This window comes from Vulcaniibacterium tengchongense, assembly GCF_003814555.1.
GTDB classification, from domain to species: domain Bacteria; phylum Pseudomonadota; class Gammaproteobacteria; order Xanthomonadales; family Xanthomonadaceae; genus Vulcaniibacterium; species Vulcaniibacterium tengchongense.
This window is the reverse complement of the sequence record NZ_RKQN01000003.1, coordinates 398588-414810: the sequence shown is the minus strand read 5'-3', so window position 1 is coordinate 414810 and position 16223 is coordinate 398588. Positions and strand designations below refer to the sequence as shown.

Here is a 16223-nt window from a genome sequence, read left to right as displayed (position 1 = left end):
CGTCACCCGCTGCGCTTGCGCGCGGCCGTCTTGCGCGCCGTCTTCTTGCCCGCCTTCTTCGCCGTGCGCTTGGCCGGGCGCTTGCGCGCCGTCTTCTTCGCGGCCTTTTTCGCCGTCTTCCTGGCGCCGGCGCCCGAGCTGCGCTTGCGCGCGGTCTTCTTGGCGGCTTTCTTCGCGGTCTTGCGCGGCGTCTTCCCGGCCGTTTTCTTGGTGGCTTTCTTCGCGGTCTTTTTCGGGCTCTTCCCGGCCGCTTTCTTCGCCGTCTTCCTGCCGGTCTTCTTCGCGCCCGTCCCGGCGCCCTTGCGTCCCGAGCCGCTGCGCTTGCCGCCGCCGTCCTGCTTGTTGACGGTGGCCCAGGCGATGCGCTCGGCGTCGTCTTCCGAGCGGCCGCGCTCGCGCTCGCTCTCCTCGATGTGCTCGGCCTGGCGCTGCTGTTTCTCGGTGTAGGCGGATTTGTCGCCGCGAGGCATGGCTTTCCTCCTCGCCGCCGGACGGGGCGGCGCGGTCCGGTCTTAACAGGCCGCCGGTGGAGGCGGCGGCAAGCCCGCCGTGACCAACGGCAGGTTCGCTATATAGAAGTTCGCAATATGCTGCGGACCAACCTAGAAGGGCCCGCCTCCGCATGACCGACCTCGACGGCCAGCTGCGCAAGTTCCAGAAGGAGCTCAGCGCCGGCACGGTGTCGCTGGCGCTGCTGGCGGTGCTCGGGCAGGCGGACGAGCCGATGTACGGCTACCAGATCGCCAAGCGCCTGGAGCGCGTCGGCCAGGGGGTGCTCAGCGGCAAGCAGAGCGCGCTGTACCCGGTGCTGCGCAACCTCGAGGGCGCGGGATTGCTCGCCAGCCACGTCGAGCCCTCCGTGGCCGGGCCGCCACGCCGCTACTACCGCATCACCGAAGCGGGCCGCGCCGCGCTGCGCGACTGGAGCGCCGCCTGGCGCGCGACCCGCGACTCCGTCGATTCCGTCCTCGCAGGACTGCCGCAATGAATGCCCACGCCGCCGCGCTGCCGACCACCATCCCCGCCTACCTCGAGCAGCTGCGCCGGTCGCTGGCCGGCGCCGATCCCGCGCTGGTCCAGGACGCGCTGTACGACGCCGAGGAATACCTGCGCTCCGAACTGGCGGAGAACCCGGGCCGGAGCGAGGCCGAGGTGATCGCCGCGGTCGCCGGCAGCTACGGCGCGCCGGACGAGGTCGCCGACATCTACCGCGACACCGAGGTCAAGGTGCAGACCGCGCTGCGCCCGCCGCCGGCGCCGCCGCGCCGCTCGGCGCTGGGGCGCTTCTTCGGCGTCGCCGCCGAGCCGCGCACCTACGCGGCGCTGCTCTACATGCTGCTGGCGCTGGCGACCGGGGTGTTCTACTTCACCTGGGTGGTGGTCGGGGTGTCGCTGTCGCTGGGCTTGGCGGTGCTGATCGTGGGCGTGCCGTTCGTGATCCTGTACTTCGGTTCGGTACGGGTGCTTTCGCTGGTCGAAGGGCGCATCGTCGAGACCATGCTCGGCGAGCGCATGCCGCGGCGGCCGCTGTACGCCTCGCGCGGCAAGCCGCTGCTGAAGCGCATCGGCGAGCTGTTCACCGACCCGCGCATCTGGGCCACGCAGCTGTACTTCCTGCTGATGCTGCCGCTGGGCGTGCTGTACTTCACCGTGTTCGCGACCCTGCTGGCGGTCGCGCTGGCGCTCATGCTGGCGCCGCTGGGGCTGTGGCTCTCCGGCGAGGGGCTGTGGCTCGACGGCGTGTACCTGGACAGCGGCCTGCAGCTCTGGGCCGCGCCGCTGCTGTTGGTCGCCGGCGTGCCGTTGCTGTTCGCGGCCTTGCATCTGGCGCGCGCCGTCGGCCGGCTGCACGGCCTGTTGGCCAAGCACATGCTGGTCAAGAGCGCGCAGTACGAATGAAAGTCGGCCGCGGCCGCGGTGGCGGCGTTCCTTCGCGGGCTGCCGCCGGCCGGCGCAGCATCGCATCGTCACTCCCGCGAAGGCGGCAATCCAGGGGCTCTTCTTTCTTCCAGCAGAAGGGGGCCGCGGCCGCCGGAGCCGCCCGGGCCCGAAATCCCCGATCGGGCGAGCGGCATCGGCCGCGGCTCGCTCCCGAAGCACGTCGCCGGGTCTCCGCTTTCGCGGGCATGGCGACGGATGCGTGGCGCGCCACCGGCGGCGCCGTCCGCCGCCGCGCGCGAGATCAGAAATCGAACAGGTCGTCGAGCAGGCTTTTCTTTTTCTTCTTGCCGTAGGCGTACTGCGGGTGTTGCGGATACGGCTGCGCGTGGCCGTGCCCCGGATAGGCGGCGGGCGGCGGCGGTGGCGCATGCCGCGCGGCCGCGGGCGCCTGCGTTTCCGCGGCGGGCGCGGCCGCGCGTTCGATCAGCTTGTCGAGCTCGCCGCGGTCCAGCCAGACGCCGCGGCATTGCGGGCAATAGTCGATCTCGATCCCCTGGCGATCGGTCATCGCCAGTTTCACGTCGCGGCAGACGGGACAATCCATTTGCGGCCTCCGAAGGCTTCGTGGTTCCGACAACATCGGGGCCCGCCTTGGCCGGTTCAAGCCTGCGCGGCCGGCGCAGCGTAACGGGCGATGAAGTCGCGCACCTGCGGGTACACCTGGGTGCGCCAGCGGCGGCCGCTGAAGATGCCGTAATGGCCGGCGCCGGCCACGGTCAGGTGGGCGCGGTCGGCCTCGGCGATGCCGGTGCACAGCTTGTGCGCGGCGCGGGTCTGGCCCTGGCCGGAGATGTCGTCGAGCTCGCCCTCGACGGTCAGCAGCGCGGTGCCGCGGATCTGCGACGGATCCACGCGCTCGCCGCCCACGTCCCACAGGCCGCGCGGCAGCAGGTGTTCCTGGAACACGATGCGCACGGTGTCGAGGTAGTACTCGGCGGGCATGTCCAGCACCGCGTTGTACTCGTCGTAGAAGCGGCGGTGCGCCTCCGCGTCGTCGAGATCGCCCTGGACCAGGTGTTGGTAGAAGTCCCAGTGCGACTGGAAGTGCCGCTCCGGGTTCATCGCCACGAAGCCCATGTGCTGGAGGAAGCCCGGGTAGACCCGGCGGCCCGCGCCGGGATAGTTCGGCGGCACCGGGTGCACCAGGTTGGCCTCGAACCACCACAGCGGCTTGTGCGCGGCCAGGTCGTTCACTTGGGTCGGGCTCTCGCGGGTGTCGATCGGCCCGCCCATCATCACCAGCGAGCGCGGCGTGGGCTCGCCGCGCGCGGCCATCAGCGACACCGCCGCCAGCACCGGCACGGTGGGCTGGCAGACGCTGATCACGTGCAGGTTCCCCGCGCCGATCTCGCGGATGAAGTCCTGCACGTAGCCGACGTAGTCGTCGAGGGTGAACGCGCCTTCGGCCGCCGGCACCATGCGCGCGTCGACCCAGTCGGTGATGTAGACCTTGTGGTCGCGCAGCAGGGTGCGCACGGTATCGCGCAGCAGGGTGGCGTGGTGGCCGGACAGCGGCGCCACCACCAGCACGCTGGGATCGTCCTTGAGCTCGCCCAGCTGCCCGGCATCGTCGGCGTAGCGCTTGAAACGCAGCAGGCGGCAGAACGGCTTGCGCGCGACCTCGCGCTCGACCACGGGATGGGCGACGCCGTCGATGTCGACCGAATGGATGCCGAACTCCGGCTTCTCGTAGTCCTTGCCGATCCGGTACAGCAACTCGTAGCCCGCGGCGACGCGCGCCGCGCCGGGCAGGCTCGACAGCCAACTGCCGTGGGCGCCGAACATCTTGGCGCCGGCCTCGGCCCAGTAGGTCATCGGGGCCAGCCACGCACGCCCCAGTTCGTGCATCTGGTAGAGCATCGTCGTCCCGTACGGTCCGGCGGACCGGTCGTTGGTGCGGCGCAGCATAGCGTATCCGGCCCGGTGGCCGGGTGAACCGGGCGGCGGCCCGCCTTCGCCTCTCGCGACGACCGCGCGCCCGGCCCACGGGTTTCGCCGGGTCGGGGTTTCCGCAACGCAACGGCGCCGATCCTCGCGGGGCGCGGCACCCTGGCGGCGGAGCGGTCCCGGCGTGCCTCTCAGCCCGGGCTTTCGAGTGCGCTCAGCCCGTCGCGCCGGGCCGGCGAAAGCCACAGCTGCGAGCCGATCGCGACGAAGCCCGCCGCGGCGAAGCGCTCGCGGTAGTAGCGCGCGGGGCGGCGTTTGAAGCCGTGGCGGTCGCCTTCGATCGCGTCCTCGCGGGTGTAGGTCTCGAGGAAGGCCACGCCGCCGCACAGTTCGGCCAGGCCGGGCAGGCCGCGTTCGAGCTCGCGCGAATCGAGGTAGTGCAGCACGTCGCTGCAGACCAGCAGGTCGACCGGCGGGCACGGGCGCAGGCAGGCGAAGTCGCCGAAGCGCGCCCGGTGCAGGTTGCGCCGGGCGCCGTAGCGGGCGACCGCGTATTCGCTGGCGTCGAAGCCGAGATAGCGCAGCTTCGGCCGCAGCCTGAGCAGCGGCGCGCGCCACGCGCCTTCGCCGCAACCGACGTCGAGAACGCTGCGGATCGGCCGCTCCAGGTGGTACTCGGCCGTAGCGACCGCGAGCGCGACCTTGCGCGCCAGCCGCGCCGCGCCGCCGATCGCGGCGTCCCGGAGCGCCGGATCGCGGTACCAGCGGTCGAAGTAGTCCCGGTCGTAGGCCTTGCTCAAGGGGCGCGTCCGCCAGCGGAGTGGGCGCCCATTGTCTCTCCTTCCGGCGGGCGCCGGACACCGCGGCGGAGCGCGCGGGCCGCGTCGGGCGACGCGTGCGGGAGCGGACGCGCGTTCCCGCGGCAGTGGCAGCGACCGCGGGCCGCGGGCATCCTATCGCCGCCCGCACGCTTCGAAGGAACCGCGAATGACCGCCTATTTCTGGACCAAGACCGCGCACCTGGTGTTCGTGATCGCCTGGATGGCGAGCGTGTTCTACCTGCCGCGGATCCTGGTCAATCTGGCGGAAGCGGGCGACGAGACGGCGGTGCGCGCGCGGCTGGCGCTGATGGGGCGGCGGTTGTACCGCTTCGGCCACCTCATGTTCGGCTTCGCCTTCGTGTTCGGCCTGGTGCTGTGGCTGTACTTCAAGATGAGCGGCGGCTGGCTGCACGCCAAGCTGGCGCTCGTGGCGCTGCTGCTGGCGCACTACGTGGTCGCCGGCCGCTGGCTGAAGGGGCTCGACCGGGGCCGCGCGCTGCCGTCGGCGAAGGCGCTGCGCTGGTTCAACGAACTGCCGGTGCTGCTGCTGGTCGGCATCGTCTACCTGGTGCTGGCCAAGCCGTTCTGAGCCCGCGCCGCCGCGCTGCTGCGGACGGACATGGGAAAACGGGCCCGGTCTGCGCCGGGCCCGTTTCGTTCCAGGCAACGCCGCGGCGGCGCCCGCTCAGCGGAACTTCGCCGGGTCCGGCAACTGCAGCGGCACGCCGTTGGCGTCGCAACCGCCGGCCGCGCACAGCGCCTGGCGCAGCTTCGGCGTGGCCTGCAGCATCAGGTGGAAGATCGCGTTCTGCTCGACGCTGCCGCGCACCGCCTCGCTGCCCGGGCCGCGCGCCCAGAGGCCGACGTCGTCGCCCCCGTGCGATTCGGAACCGGTCGGCACCAGCGCCTCCTGCATGTAGTCCGGATGCTCGGTGTCGACCGCGGTCAGGTCGGGGCGGCCGCGCTGCGCGTACTGCACGCCGCTGGCCTGGTGCGGGAAGCGCTTCGGCCCTTCCGGCTGCTGCGCGCTGGCGCCGACGTAGCCCGGGCCGTTGCTGTAGTTGAGCGTGGTGTAGGGCAGGCCGGTGGCATCGCGGGCGAGCTGGCTCGGATCGCCTTCCTCGCCGCTGGTGCCGCGGACCTTGCCGAGGATCGGGTTGCCGCGCACCGGGTAGCCGACGAAGCTCAGGGTGTGCGAATGGTCGGCGGTCACCAGGATCAGGGTGTCGTCGGCCGAGGTCATCGCGGCCGCGGCCCGCACCGCCTCGCTCAGCGCGATCGTGTCGGTGAGCGCGCGGTAGGCGTTGCCGGCGTGGTGCGCGTGGTCGATGCGGCCGCCCTCGACCAGCAGCACGTAGCCGTTCGGGTTGCGCTGCAGGCGCGCGATCGCGGCGCGGGTCATCTCCGCCAGGCTCGGCTCGCCGGCGCCGTCCTGGGCGCGGTCGTGCTCGAACTGCATGTGGTCGGGCTCGAACAGCCCCAGCAGCGGCGCATCGGCCGGCGCCGCCTCGAGCTGCTTCGCGTTCCACACGTAGACGCCGTTCGGATGCCGGCTTCGCCATTCGGCGATCAGGTCGCGGCCGTCGAGGCGCTGGCCGACCTTGTCGTCGTACTCCGGGTCGCGCTGCTGCACGGTCATGAAGTTGCCGCGGCCGCCGCCCATCAGCACGTCCGGGCCGCGGCCGTAAGGGGTCTCGACCAGCTGGCGGGCGATGTCGGCGCAGCCGGCGGCCCGGGCCGCTTCCGGCAGCTCGGTGTCGTTCTCCCAGTTGCGGTCGGCCGAATGGGTGAACGTCGCCGCCGGGGTGGCGTGGGTGACGCGGGTGGTGGTGACCACGCCGGTGGCCAGGCCCTGGCTGGCGGCCAGTTCCCACAGGGTCAGCAGCGGCGTGCGCTGCGCCTGCGCGCAATCGCCGCGGCGCGCCTGCTGGCCGATGCTGAGCACGCCGGCGCGGGTCTTGGCGCCGGTGGCCATCGCGCTCATCGTGCCGGCCGAGTCCGGCGTCTGCGAGTCGGTGTTGTAGGTCTTGCTCAGCGCGGTGGCCGGGAAGGTTTCCCAGCTCAGCCGGTTCTCCTCGCCGGAGCCGCCCTTGCGCTGCCCGTCGAGGATGCGCGCGGCGGCCACCGTGGTCAGGCTCATGCCGTCGCCGACGAACAGGATCACGTTCTTCGCCTTGCCGGCCATCGCGCCGCGCTGCGCCGCCTGCGCGGCGCCGTCGCGGAACCACCATGCGGGGGTTTCCCCGGCCGGATGCGCGATCGCCGGCACGTCGACGGCGGCGGGCGCGGGCGCCGCCTGGCGCGCGGCGCCGGAGGCGCAGGCGCCGGCGAGCAGGGCGAGGGCGAGGGCGGAGCAGGGAACGAGCGGGCGTGGCATCGGCGTAACGGTTCGGCAACGGAAACCGCCATTATGCCGGCCGTCATTGCAGGCCTGGGACACCGGCGTTGCAGCGGCGCTCTCGCCCGAACCGGCACACTCGGCTAAGGTGCCGACTCGATCGTTCCGCAGAGGTCCCGATGAAGCTGGTCTCGGCCTGGCTCCGCATCCCGTTCTGGCAGCGCGTGCTGGCGGGCTTCGTGCTCGGCGCGCTCGCCGGCTGGGCGTTGGGTCCCGCCGCGGAGACCTGGTTCGGCCCGCTGGGCACGGTCTACGTCAACCTGATCAAGATGATCGCGGTGCCGCTGGTGTTCTTCGCGGTGATGAAGGCGATCGGCAGCCTGCACGGGCAGAAGTCGGTGGCGGCGCTGAGCGCGCGCACCTTCGTCTGGTTCGCGATCACCGCGGCGCTCGCGGTCGCGGTGGGGCTGGTCGTCGGCGGCGTGCTGCAGCCCGGCAGGGGCCTGGCCGGGCTGACCGTGGCGCCGGACTACACGGTGCGCGAGATCCCGTCGTGGAAGCAGGTGCTGCTGGACGTGATCCCGACCAACCCGTTCCGCGCGCTGAGCGAGGGCAAGATCCTGCAGGTGATCGTGTTCGCCGGGCTGGTCGGCTTCGCCCTGGTCAAGCTGGGCGAGCGCGTCGCCGGGCTGCGCAAGCTGATCGGCGAGGCCAGCGACACGATGGTGCAGGTCACCCGCTTCGTGCTGGAGATGACGCCGCTGGGCACCTTCGGCCTGATCGCGGCGCTGGTCGGCGCCTACGGCTTCGAGAAGCTGCTGCCGCTGGGCACCTTCGTGCTCGCGCTGTACCTGGCGTGCGCGATCCACATCGTGTTCGTCTACGGCAGCCTGGTGGCGCTGCACGGCCTCAACCCGCTCAAGTTCTTCCGCGGCGCGGCCTCGGCCATGCAGGTGGCGTTCGTCGCCTCCTCGAGCTTCGCGGCGATGCCGGCGGCGATCCGCGCCGTCACCCACAACCTCGGCGTGGACAAGGACTACGCGGCGTTCGCGGTGCCGCTGGGCGCGAGCATCAAGATGGACGGCTGCGGCGCGATCTACCCGGCGCTGACCTCGATGTTCGTCGCCCAGTATTTCGGCCTGCACCTGGAGCCGGGCCAGTACGTGACCATCCTGATCGCCTCGGTGCTCGGCAGCTTCGGCACCGCCGGCGTGCCGGGCACGGCGATCGTGATGGTGACACTGGTGCTGAGCGCGGCGGGCCTGCCGCTGGAGGGCATCGGCTACCTGGTCGCGATCGACCGCGTGCTCGACATGATGCGCACGATGACCAACGTCACCGGGCAGATGCTGGTGCCGGTGCTGGTGTCCAAGGAGACCGGCCTGCTCGACCGCGAGACCTTCGAGGCCGCCTCGAGCAACCTCGGCATCGCCGAGGGCGAGAGGGCGGAGGTCGGCGCTTCCGACCGGACGGCCTGAGCGCTTGACCCCGCGCTTACGCCGGCGACGCTATAGCAGGACTTCCCGCGACGGAGCCTGGCCATGAACCGTGTCTTCCGCTTCCTTCCCGCCCTGCCGGCGCTGCTGGCGTCGCTGCTGTTCGCCTCCGCGGCGCTGGCGCACCACGGCTGGGGTTCGTACGACGCCGACAAGACCATGACCTTCGATGCCAAGCTGGCGGAAGTGCGCTGGGGCGACCCGCACGCCGAGGCCGAGGTCGACCACCAGGGCCGGCGCTGGACCGTGGTGCTGGCGCCGACCTCGCGCATGCAGGCGCGCGGGCTGCCGGAGGGCGCGCTGGCGGTCGGCAAGACCCTCACCATCGTCGGCTACCCGCGCCGCGACGGCAGCGCCGAGCTGCGCGCCGAGCGCGTGATCGTCGACGGCAAGACCGTCGAACTGCGCTAGCCGATGGCGCCGGAAACGCTGGCCGCGGCGCTGGAGGCCTCCGCGCTCGGCCAGTGGATGCGCAGCGGCGGGGCGTACCCGGCCGCCAACCTGCTGCACCTGCTCGGGCTGAGCCTGCTGGTCGGGCCGATCCTGCTGCTCGACCTGCGCCTGCTCGGGCTTGGCCGCGGTTTCGCGCTGCCGGAGGTCTCGCGCGTGCTGACGCCGTTCGCCGTCGCCGGCCTGGCGCTGCTGCTGCTCAGCGGCATGGGGCTGTTGGCGGCGGATGCGCGTTCGCTGCTGGCGCATCCGCTGATGCGGTTGAAGCTGCTGCTGGTGGCGTTCGGCGTGGCCAATGCGCTGCTGTTCCGCGCGCTGTGGCGAACGCGGCTGCACGACTGGGACCGGCGCCCGCCGCGTTGGGGCCGGCTGCAGGCGCTGGCCTCGGTGCTGGGCTGGATCGGCGCGGCCGCGGCCGGACGGCTGATCGCCTACGTCTGAGCGGCCGGACGCAGGGCGCGCCTCATGCCCGCGAATACGACCACGACAGCATCCGCCCGTCGCGGTACGGCATCACCCCGTGGAACGGCCGCGGGTCGTCGTCGAACACCAGCGGCAGGAAGTGGCGGTCGCCTTCCCACATCGGCAGCTCGTGCAGGCGCGCGAGCGGCACCCACTCCAGCGTGCCTTCGGGGTTGCGCGTCAGCGGCGTGCCGGAGAAGCGGGGGATCACGAACACGAAGCCGAGCCAGTCCTCGCCGTGCTTGCCGAAGCCCGGCCAGCTGATGGTGCCGCGCAGGCGCAGCTCCTCGCATTCGATGCCGGCCTCCTCGCGGATCTCGCGGCGCATCCCGGCGAGCACGTCCTCGTCCGGTTCCAGCTTGCCGCCCAGGCCGTTGTACTTGCCCAGCTGGTGGTCGTCCGGGCGCGCGTTGCGGTGGACCATCAGCGCCTCGCGTCCGTCCGGCGACAGCACGTAGCCGAGGGTGGCGACGATCGGGGTGTACGGCATCAGCGGCTCTCGCGTTGCTTCTTCAACTGCTCGTCGAGGTTGCGCTCGGCGCGGTCGGCGTAGTCGCGGCAGCTGATCGGGTTCTTCGAAGGCGACGCCGGGTCGGCCGGGGTCCAGCCGCTGGCGTCCGGATGCGGGGTGATCAACAGGTCGCAGGGCAGCGCGCGCACCGCGGCGAAGCCGCGGCGGTAGTCCTCGACGATGCGCGGGTAGCGCGGGTTGTCGACCAGCCGGTAGCCGGGCGCGCTCAGGCTGTCGGCATAGGCGATGCGCAGCGGGCGGCCGTCGCGGCGGTCGCTCCAGGTCCAGCTCAGGCTGCCGGGCGTGTGCGCCGGGGTGAAGTGCGCGGTGAAGCGCACGCCGCCGAGCTCGACCGTCTCGCCGTCCATCACCAGGCGGTCGGCCTGCACCGGCGGGAACTGCATGGCCTCGGGGAAGTGCAGGTCGTCGCTGCCGCCGCGAGCGAGCAGCGCCGCCGATTCGGCGTTGCTGACCAGCCGCGCGCCGGTGGCGCGCTTGATCGCCGCCAGCGGGCCGGCGTGGTCGATGTGGGCGTGGCTGTGCAGGATCAGCCGGAGGTCGGACGGCGCCACGCCGAGCGCGCGCATCCGCGCCAGCAGCAGGTCCGCGGCCTGCGGCAGGCCGCCGTCGATCAGCACCGCGCCGGCGTCGGTCTTCACCAGCAGCGCGCTCAGGCCCTCGGTGCCGATGTACCAGGTGCGCTCGGCGATCCGGAACGGCGCCACCGGCCGGCGCCAGGGCTCGGGCGAGTCGTAGGCGCTCGCCGGCGGCAACGCCGGCTCGGCGGCGGACGCCGGCGCGAGCGCGGCGAACAGGGCAACGACCAGGGGCAGGGAGCGTGCGCAGATCGGCATCGGGACAGGACGAATCGCGGGGCGCCACAGTGTCCGCGATTCGCCCCGGCACGACCAGCGCGCGGAACGACAGAAGCCGCCAATCCGCCTCCTCGTGCCTGTCGCGTGCGAAGCCTCGGCCGGGTGCGTGGGCCGCCGGCCGCTCGTGATGCCGGTCGGCGCTGCCACGCCGCCCGGCAGCGCGACGTCGAGGCCCGCGGCCCACGTCGGGAACACATGCGCCCGCCGCCCGCGACATCGGCCGGCCCGCGACGCAGCGCGATCGACGCGGCGGAACCCGAAGCGGCGAGGACGCAGCGTCAGTCCACCCGCGGCAGGCTCGCGCGCCGGCGCACCAGCCCCACCGCGAGCAGCGCCAGCGGCACCGGCAGCAGCCCGGCCGCGGCCAGCCAAAGCGGGTGCGGCACCTGCGCGATCATGCCGACCACGCCGGAGATCACCACCAGCGCCACCAGCAGCGCGGCCGCGGTCTGGTGCCGGGCGATCCACGCCGCGACCAGCGCGCCGAGGAAGCTGCCCAGCGCCCAGGCGAACACGACCATCAGCTTGGCCGTCAGCGGCAGCGCGGCGACGAAGGCGGCGAACGCGGCTTCGTTGGCCGGGTCGGCCGGATCGAGCCCCGCCGGCGGCGGATACAGGCCGTGCCCGAGCATCTCCACCGCCATGATCGCGGCGATCGCCACCACCACGCCGACCACCATGCCCAGGATCGTCCGGCCCATGCGCCGTCTCCGCTGCTCGCGACGCGGCGAGCATCGCGCGCGGCGGCGCGGGCCGCAAGCCGCCCGACGCGCGCATAATCGCCGCTCGACTTCGCCGCGGAGACCGCCGATGCCCGTTCCCGTTGTCCGCCCCTGTTCCCGCCGGCACGCCGGCGTCGCCGCGCCCGCGCGCGGGATCGGAGCGGAGGCGCGCCGATGAGCGGCACCCAGCGCGAACTGACCATGCGCTTCCTCGCCGAGCCGACCGACGTCAACTACGGCGGCAAGGTCCACGGTGGCATGGTGATGAAGTGGATCGACCAGGCCGGCTACGCCGCCGCGGTCGCCTGGAGCGGGCATTACAGCGTCACCGTCGCGGTCGGCGGCATCCGCTTCGTCGCGCCGATCCGGATCAGCGACCTGGTCACGGTGCGCGCCAAGCTGGTCCACACCGGCACCACCAGCATGCATTTCGCCATCGACGTGCGCGCGCGCGACCCGATGGGCGGCGAGGAGCGGCTGTGCACCCACTGCATCATCGTGTTCGTCGCCCTGGACGCGGCCGAGGGCAAGCCGACGCCGGTGCCGGCGTGGACGCCCGAGTGCGACGACGACCGCCGCCTGGCCGAGTACGCGCTCCAGGTGATGGACCTGAGCAAGGGCATCGAGGAGACGGTGCAGCGGCTGGCCGCCGAAGCGGTGGGCTGATGCCGGCCCGGAAACGGCGGAGCCGCCTTGCGGCGGCCCCGGCGAGCGGCGCGGCGAACGGGCTCAGATGCCCTGCAGCCGGCGCGCCTGCATGAACTTGGTGCTCCAGTAGCCGGTCTCCAGGCTGGAGACCTGGACGTCCTTGCCGCGGCTCGGCGCATGCACGAAACGGCCGTCGCCGACGTAGATGCCGACGTGGTCGACCCGGCCGCGGCGGCCGAAGAACACCAGGTCGCCGGCGCTCAGCTGGGCGCGGTCCTTGACCAGCTCGCCGGTCTGCGCCATCTCGCGCGACACCCGCGGCAGCTCGATGCCGAGCGCGTTGCGGAACACGTAGCCGACCAGGCCGCTGCAGTCGAAGCCCTTGTCGGGGTCGGAGCCGCCCCAGCGGTACGGCGTGCCGAGCAGTGCCAGGGCGCGCTGCAGCACCTTCTTGATCTTGCCTTCATCATCGCCCGCGGCATTCTGGGCGGCGACGGCGCCGTCCGGCGTCAGCAGGCGGTTGAGGTCCGTGGCCAGCAGCAGGGCGCGGTCCGACAGCGTCATCGCCTCCGGCAGCGAGGCGCGCGTCGCCGGCGCCGGCAGGTCGGCCGAATCCGCCGACAGCGAGGACGAGGGCGCCTGCTGCGCCAGCACCGGGGCGGCCAGCAGGGCGAGAACGAGAGCGAGAGGGAAACGCGCCCGGAGCGGGCGGCGTACGGCGGCGGCTGGGCGGCCGGGGCGGGGCGTTGCGAGCGTCACGCGGTCATCACAGGTCGTCGATCCGGGGATGATGCCCGCCCGAGCGGCCGAATGGGTTCAGATTTGGTTAACAAGATGTTAATCGTTGCAATCGCGCGCACGTTTCCGACCCGCGATCAACGCAGCACCCGCTTGGCCCCGCTGTAGTGGTCGCGCCAGTAGGGCCCGTCCAGCCGGTCGAGGCGGACCGTGCCGCCGCTGCTGGGCGCGTGCACGAACCGGCCCTCGCCGACGTAGATGCCGACGTGGGTGACGCTGCCTCCGTTGGCGAAGAACACCAGGTCGCCGGCGGCCAGCCGCTCCGGGGCGATGCGCGGGCCCTGGTAGCCGGCCAGTTCGCGCGAGGTGCGCGGCAGGCGCAGGTCGAGCACGTCGCGGTAGACGTAGTTCACCAGGCCGCTGCAGTCGAAGCCGCTCTCCGGGGTGTTGCCGCCGTAACGGTAGGGCGTGCCGACCAGGCTCAGCGCCCGCATCAGCACCGCGTTGGCCGCGGCCGGGTCCTCCGGCGCGACCACCGGCCAGTCGCGCCCAGGCGGCGCGGCGCGCACCGCCTGGCGCGGCCCGCCGCAGCCGGCCAGGGCCAGGCAAAGCGCGGCGGCGACGGCAAGGGCAGGAGCGACGGGGACGGCGGACCCGCCGGTGCGCGCTGGCGCGGGGCGGGGCTTGCCGGGATAATGCGCGGCTTTCGTCGTCACGGCGCATAGAGTGGCCGTTCCGCCCGATGCCGGCAAGCGCCCGGCAGCCGCTTCCCGTCCCCTGCCGCCCCCGGCGGCGTCCCAGCCGAGTCCCGCAATGAAGATCGAGAAAGACCGCGTCGTCCGTTTCCACTACACCGTCTCCGAGCAGGGCCAGGCGCCGCTGGAGAGCTCCCAGGGCGGCGAGCCGCTGGCCATCCTGATCGGCCACGGCAACATCATTCCGGGCCTGGAGAAGGCGCTGGAGGGGCGCGAGGCCGGCGACAAGTTCGAGGTCGACGTGGCCGCGGCCGAAGCCTACGGCGAGCGCCGCGAGGGCCTGACCCAGCGCGTGCCGAAGAAGTACTTCCAGGGGACGCGCCTGGAGCCGGGGATGCAGGCGGTGCTGCCGACCAACTTCGGCCCGCGCGCGGTCACCATCCAGAAGGTCGGCATGAGCGTGGTCGACGTCGACCTGAACCATCCGATGGCCGGCAAGGACCTGCATTTCGCGATCGAGATCGTCGACGTGCGCGAAGCCTCGGCGGAAGAGATCGAGCACGGCCACGTGCACGGCGAAGGCGGCCACCACCACTGAGCCGCGCCGCGGCGGTCCCCGCCACGGGGGAGAGCGGCCGGGGGAAGCGCCGGCAGCGGGCTTCTCCCCGTTGCCCGTCGCCGCCGACCCTCCGCTCACGCAGCGGGCCCCTTCGTGCCTGCGGGGCAGGGCGGAGCGCGCCCGCTCGTCGGATTTCCGGCCCGCGCGCTTGCCAGGCGCGGGCCGTCCCGGCGTACTGGCGCCTCCCCTGGCCAGCAGGCGAGGGGCGGCCTCCGGCGAATGCCTGCCGCCGCAGCGTCCGCCACGGCCGTTTCGCGACCATCCGTTTCCCCACCACGGGAGATCCGCATGAACACGAAATCGCGCGATGCCCTGATCCCCTATCTCACCGTCGATGGCGCCGCCCGCGCGATCGACTTCTACAAGGCCGCGTTCGGCGCCGAGGAACTGGCGCGGATGCCGGCCGAGGACGGCAAGCGGCTGATGCACGCGCACCTGCGCGTCAACGGCCACGACCTGATGCTGTCCGACGCCTTCCCCGAGTACGGCGCGCCGACGGCGGCGCCCGCCGCGGTGACCCTGCATCTGGCCGTCGACGATGCCGACGCCTGGTGGAACCGCGCCGTCGAGGCCGGCGCCGAGATCGCGATGGCGCTGGAGGACCAGTTCTGGGGCGACCGTTACGGCCAGCTGCGGGACCCGTTCGGCCATCGCTGGTCGATCGGCTCGCCGAGCAGGAAGTAAGGCCCTGCGCCAAGCGCCCGCGGCGCGGGCCCGCGCCGGCGGGCGGCGCCGTGCGGTAGATTGCGTCCTTCGCAGAGGGGGACGCGATGATCGCTACTACGCCTGCGCCGTTGCCGGCGCCGACCGCCGAGCACGAGCGCATCGAGGCGCTGGACGCGCTGCGCGGCTTGGCGCTGCTCGGCATCTTCCTGATGAACGTCGAGCAGTTCGGCGCTCCGCTGGTCGGCATGGAAGAGGGCATCGCGCCGGGCCAGGCCTGGCCGGACCGGGTCGCGGACGCGTTCGTCTACGTGTTCGTGCGCAGCAAGTTCTGGACGCTGTTCTCGCTGCTGTTCGGCATGGGCTTCGCCGCGATGCTGGCCCGGGCCGAGGCGCGCGGAGCCGCGTTCGCGCCGCTGTACCTGCGCCGCAGCGTCGCGCTGTTGGCGATCGGCCTGGCGCATGCGCTGCTGGTCTGGTCCGGCGACATCCTGGTCAACTACGCGCTGGCGGCGTTGCTGCTGCTGTCGTTGCGGCGGCTGCCGGACTCGGCGCTGTGGCCGGCCGGCGCGTCGCTGTACGGCGCGGTGATCGCGCTCGGCGTGCTCGGCGCGCTGGCGGTCGGAGCCTTGGGCGCGCTGGGCGCGGTGCCGGCGGACCCGGCCGCCGAGGCGGGCGAGGCCGCGCTGCGCCAGGCCGAGATCGAGGCCTATCGCCATGGCGGCTACGCCGAGGCCACGGCGATGCGGCTGCGCTACTTCCTGCAGATGTTCTGGCTCAACCTGGCCCTGCTGCCGATGGTGCTGGGCATGTTCCTGATCGGCGCCTGGTTCGTGCGCAGCGGCGCGATCCGGGATCCGGCCGCGCACGCGCGCCTGTTCCGCCGCCTGCTGTGGATCGGCGGACCGCTGGGGTTGGCGGTCACGCTCGCCAGCTTCGCGCTCGACCCCAGCCCGCAGACCGGCGGCCGCCCCGATGCCCGGGCGCTGCTGGCCTCGACCCTGCACATGGCCGCCGCGCCGGCGATGGCGCTGGCCTACCTGGCCATGGCGATGCTGGCGCTGCAGCGCGGCGCGCGTTGGCTGCGTGCGCTGGCGCCGGCCGGACGCATGGCGCTGAGCAACTACCTGCTGCAATCGCTGCTCGGTACCTGGCTCTTCTACGGCCACGGCCTCGGCCTGTGGGGCGAGGTCGGCCGCGCCTGGCAGGTGGCCGGCGTGGCCGCGGTGTTCGCGCTGCAGGTCGCGGCCAGCCGCGCCTGGCTGGCGCGCTTCCGCTATGGCCCGGTGGAATGGCTGTGGCGCGGCTTCACCTACGGCGCGTTGCCGCCCATGCGCCGCGCCGCGGCGCGCTGACC

At 72.8% G+C, this 16223-nt stretch carries 20 protein-coding genes; 10 read left to right on the top strand and 10 right to left on the bottom strand.

The genetic code is table 11. The annotated features are described in order from the left end of the window. Window positions 1-2: 2 nt before the first annotated feature. Entirely contained in the window at window positions 3-470 is a 468-nt protein-coding gene (locus EDC50_RS16430; RefSeq protein WP_170167630.1) for a hypothetical protein, read from the bottom strand. A 152-nt stretch (window positions 471-622) separates the two neighbouring features. Between EDC50_RS16430 and EDC50_RS12320 the strand changes: the two genes are divergently transcribed. Further along, complete coding sequence (locus EDC50_RS12320; protein WP_123770777.1) at window positions 623-988, top strand: PadR family transcriptional regulator; 366 nt, start codon at window positions 623-625, stop codon at window positions 986-988. Beyond that, on the top strand, window positions 985-1899 hold the full coding sequence (locus EDC50_RS12315) for a sensor domain-containing protein (protein ID WP_123770776.1): 915 nt from the start codon (window positions 985-987) through the stop codon (window positions 1897-1899). The genes EDC50_RS12320 and EDC50_RS12315 overlap by 4 nt, the downstream gene beginning before the upstream one ends. Before the next feature lie 283 nt (window positions 1900-2182). On the opposite strand, the gene EDC50_RS12310 is transcribed toward EDC50_RS12315, so the two are convergent. From EDC50_RS12310 to EDC50_RS12300, 3 genes are all read right to left on the bottom strand, one after another. Then, entirely contained in the window at window positions 2183-2485 is a 303-nt protein-coding gene (locus tag EDC50_RS12310) for a TFIIB-type zinc ribbon-containing protein (RefSeq protein ID WP_123770775.1), read from the bottom strand. Between the two features lie 56 nt (window positions 2486-2541). After that, window positions 2542-3801, bottom strand: coding sequence for a polyhydroxyalkanoate depolymerase (locus tag EDC50_RS12305; protein WP_123770941.1), 1260 nt, complete (start codon window positions 3799-3801; stop codon window positions 2542-2544). 218 nt (window positions 3802-4019) lie between these two features. Further along, window positions 4020-4628, bottom strand: a complete 609-nt coding sequence (locus EDC50_RS12300) for a class I SAM-dependent DNA methyltransferase (RefSeq protein ID WP_123770774.1) — start codon at window positions 4626-4628, stop codon at window positions 4020-4022. 187 nt (window positions 4629-4815) lie between these two features. Here EDC50_RS12300 and EDC50_RS12295 point away from each other — a divergent pair, with 187 nt between their 5' ends. Continuing rightward, window positions 4816-5238 (top strand): CopD family protein, encoded by a 423-nt coding sequence (locus tag EDC50_RS12295; RefSeq protein ID WP_123770773.1) that lies wholly within the window; start codon window positions 4816-4818, stop codon window positions 5236-5238. A 96-nt stretch (window positions 5239-5334) separates the two neighbouring features. Here the strand turns inward: EDC50_RS12295 and EDC50_RS12290 are convergent, their stop codons facing one another. Beyond that, window positions 5335-7026 (bottom strand): alkaline phosphatase, encoded by a 1692-nt coding sequence (locus EDC50_RS12290; RefSeq protein WP_123770772.1) that lies wholly within the window; start codon window positions 7024-7026, stop codon window positions 5335-5337. Between the two features lie 140 nt (window positions 7027-7166). Between EDC50_RS12290 and EDC50_RS12285 the strand changes: the two genes are divergently transcribed. From EDC50_RS12285 to EDC50_RS12275, 3 genes are all read left to right on the top strand, one after another. Beyond that, on the top strand, window positions 7167-8465 hold the full coding sequence (locus EDC50_RS12285; protein ID WP_123770771.1) for a dicarboxylate/amino acid:cation symporter: 1299 nt from the start codon (window positions 7167-7169) through the stop codon (window positions 8463-8465). 63 nt (window positions 8466-8528) lie between these two features. Next, window positions 8529-8894, top strand: coding sequence for a DUF6152 family protein (locus tag EDC50_RS12280; protein ID WP_123770770.1), 366 nt, complete (start codon window positions 8529-8531; stop codon window positions 8892-8894). Between the two features lie 3 nt (window positions 8895-8897). Then, window positions 8898-9374 (top strand): hypothetical protein, encoded by a 477-nt coding sequence (locus EDC50_RS12275; RefSeq protein ID WP_170167629.1) that lies wholly within the window; start codon window positions 8898-8900, stop codon window positions 9372-9374. A gap of 22 nt (window positions 9375-9396) precedes the next feature. Here the strand turns inward: EDC50_RS12275 and EDC50_RS12270 are convergent, their stop codons facing one another. The 3 genes from EDC50_RS12270 to EDC50_RS12260 form a co-directional block, all read right to left on the bottom strand. Next, window positions 9397-9885, bottom strand: a complete 489-nt coding sequence (locus EDC50_RS12270) for an NUDIX hydrolase (protein ID WP_123770769.1) — start codon at window positions 9883-9885, stop codon at window positions 9397-9399. Then, window positions 9885-10760, bottom strand: a complete 876-nt coding sequence (gene bla / locus EDC50_RS12265; protein ID WP_123770768.1) for a subclass B3 metallo-beta-lactamase — start codon at window positions 10758-10760, stop codon at window positions 9885-9887. The genes EDC50_RS12270 and bla overlap by 1 nt, the downstream gene beginning before the upstream one ends. 299 nt (window positions 10761-11059) lie before the next feature. After that, complete coding sequence (locus EDC50_RS12260) at window positions 11060-11482, bottom strand: hypothetical protein (protein ID WP_123770767.1); 423 nt, start codon at window positions 11480-11482, stop codon at window positions 11060-11062. Window positions 11483-11677: 195 nt separating this feature from the next. On the opposite strand from EDC50_RS12260, the gene EDC50_RS12255 reads away from it, so the two are divergent. Beyond that, window positions 11678-12169, top strand: coding sequence for an acyl-CoA thioesterase (locus tag EDC50_RS12255; protein WP_123770766.1), 492 nt, complete (start codon window positions 11678-11680; stop codon window positions 12167-12169). A gap of 63 nt (window positions 12170-12232) precedes the next feature. Here EDC50_RS12255 and EDC50_RS12250 read toward each other — a convergent pair whose 3' ends face one another. Both EDC50_RS12250 and EDC50_RS12245 read right to left on the bottom strand, forming a co-directional pair. After that, window positions 12233-12910, bottom strand: coding sequence for a C40 family peptidase (locus EDC50_RS12250; RefSeq protein WP_170167628.1), 678 nt, complete (start codon window positions 12908-12910; stop codon window positions 12233-12235). Window positions 12911-13026: 116 nt separating this feature from the next. Next, the gene (locus tag EDC50_RS12245; protein WP_242003007.1) at window positions 13027-13641 is read right to left on the bottom strand and encodes a C40 family peptidase; all 615 of its coding nucleotides are present in this window, start codon (window positions 13639-13641) and stop codon (window positions 13027-13029) included. 61 nt (window positions 13642-13702) lie between these two features. Between EDC50_RS12245 and EDC50_RS12240 the strand changes: the two genes are divergently transcribed. From EDC50_RS12240 to EDC50_RS12230, 3 genes are all read left to right on the top strand, one after another. Continuing rightward, window positions 13703-14182, top strand: coding sequence for an FKBP-type peptidyl-prolyl cis-trans isomerase (locus EDC50_RS12240; RefSeq protein WP_123770764.1), 480 nt, complete (start codon window positions 13703-13705; stop codon window positions 14180-14182). 309 nt (window positions 14183-14491) lie between these two features. Then, window positions 14492-14887, top strand: coding sequence for a VOC family protein (locus EDC50_RS12235; RefSeq protein ID WP_123770763.1), 396 nt, complete (start codon window positions 14492-14494; stop codon window positions 14885-14887). An 86-nt stretch (window positions 14888-14973) separates the two neighbouring features. Beyond that, window positions 14974-16221 carry a DUF418 domain-containing protein gene (locus EDC50_RS12230; protein WP_123770762.1) on the top strand — a complete coding sequence of 416 codons (1248 nt, stop codon included), beginning with the start codon at window positions 14974-14976 and terminating at the stop codon, window positions 16219-16221. Window positions 16222-16223 lie beyond the last annotated feature (2 nt).

What these genes read in the sequence shown, in the direction of transcription:
- EDC50_RS16430 (WP_170167630.1), bottom strand. Translation starts at nt 470, where the DNA reads ATGCCTCGCGGCGACAAATCCGCCTACACCGAGAAACAGCAGCGCCAG.
- EDC50_RS12320 (WP_123770777.1), top strand. Translation starts at nt 623, where the DNA reads ATGACCGACCTCGACGGCCAGCTGCGCAAGTTCCAGAAGGAGCTCAGC.
- EDC50_RS12315 (WP_123770776.1), top strand. Translation starts at nt 985, where the DNA reads ATGAATGCCCACGCCGCCGCGCTGCCGACCACCATCCCCGCCTACCTC.
- EDC50_RS12310 (WP_123770775.1), bottom strand. Translation starts at nt 2,485, where the DNA reads ATGGATTGTCCCGTCTGCCGCGACGTGAAACTGGCGATGACCGATCGC.
- EDC50_RS12305 (WP_123770941.1), bottom strand. Translation starts at nt 3,801, where the DNA reads ATGCTCTACCAGATGCACGAACTGGGGCGTGCGTGGCTGGCCCCGATG.
- EDC50_RS12295 (WP_123770773.1), top strand. Translation starts at nt 4,816, where the DNA reads ATGACCGCCTATTTCTGGACCAAGACCGCGCACCTGGTGTTCGTGATC.
- EDC50_RS12290 (WP_123770772.1), bottom strand. Translation starts at nt 7,026, where the DNA reads ATGCCACGCCCGCTCGTTCCCTGCTCCGCCCTCGCCCTCGCCCTGCTC.
- EDC50_RS12285 (WP_123770771.1), top strand. Translation starts at nt 7,167, where the DNA reads ATGAAGCTGGTCTCGGCCTGGCTCCGCATCCCGTTCTGGCAGCGCGTG.
- EDC50_RS12280 (WP_123770770.1), top strand. Translation starts at nt 8,529, where the DNA reads ATGAACCGTGTCTTCCGCTTCCTTCCCGCCCTGCCGGCGCTGCTGGCG.
- EDC50_RS12275 (WP_170167629.1), top strand. Translation starts at nt 8,898, where the DNA reads ATGGCGCCGGAAACGCTGGCCGCGGCGCTGGAGGCCTCCGCGCTCGGC.
- EDC50_RS12270 (WP_123770769.1), bottom strand. Translation starts at nt 9,885, where the DNA reads ATGCCGTACACCCCGATCGTCGCCACCCTCGGCTACGTGCTGTCGCCG.
- bla (WP_123770768.1), bottom strand. Translation starts at nt 10,760, where the DNA reads ATGCCGATCTGCGCACGCTCCCTGCCCCTGGTCGTTGCCCTGTTCGCC.
- EDC50_RS12260 (WP_123770767.1), bottom strand. Translation starts at nt 11,482, where the DNA reads ATGGGCCGGACGATCCTGGGCATGGTGGTCGGCGTGGTGGTGGCGATC.
- EDC50_RS12255 (WP_123770766.1), top strand. Translation starts at nt 11,678, where the DNA reads ATGAGCGGCACCCAGCGCGAACTGACCATGCGCTTCCTCGCCGAGCCG.
- EDC50_RS12240 (WP_123770764.1), top strand. Translation starts at nt 13,703, where the DNA reads ATGAAGATCGAGAAAGACCGCGTCGTCCGTTTCCACTACACCGTCTCC.
- EDC50_RS12235 (WP_123770763.1), top strand. Translation starts at nt 14,492, where the DNA reads ATGAACACGAAATCGCGCGATGCCCTGATCCCCTATCTCACCGTCGAT.
- EDC50_RS12230 (WP_123770762.1), top strand. Translation starts at nt 14,974, where the DNA reads ATGATCGCTACTACGCCTGCGCCGTTGCCGGCGCCGACCGCCGAGCAC.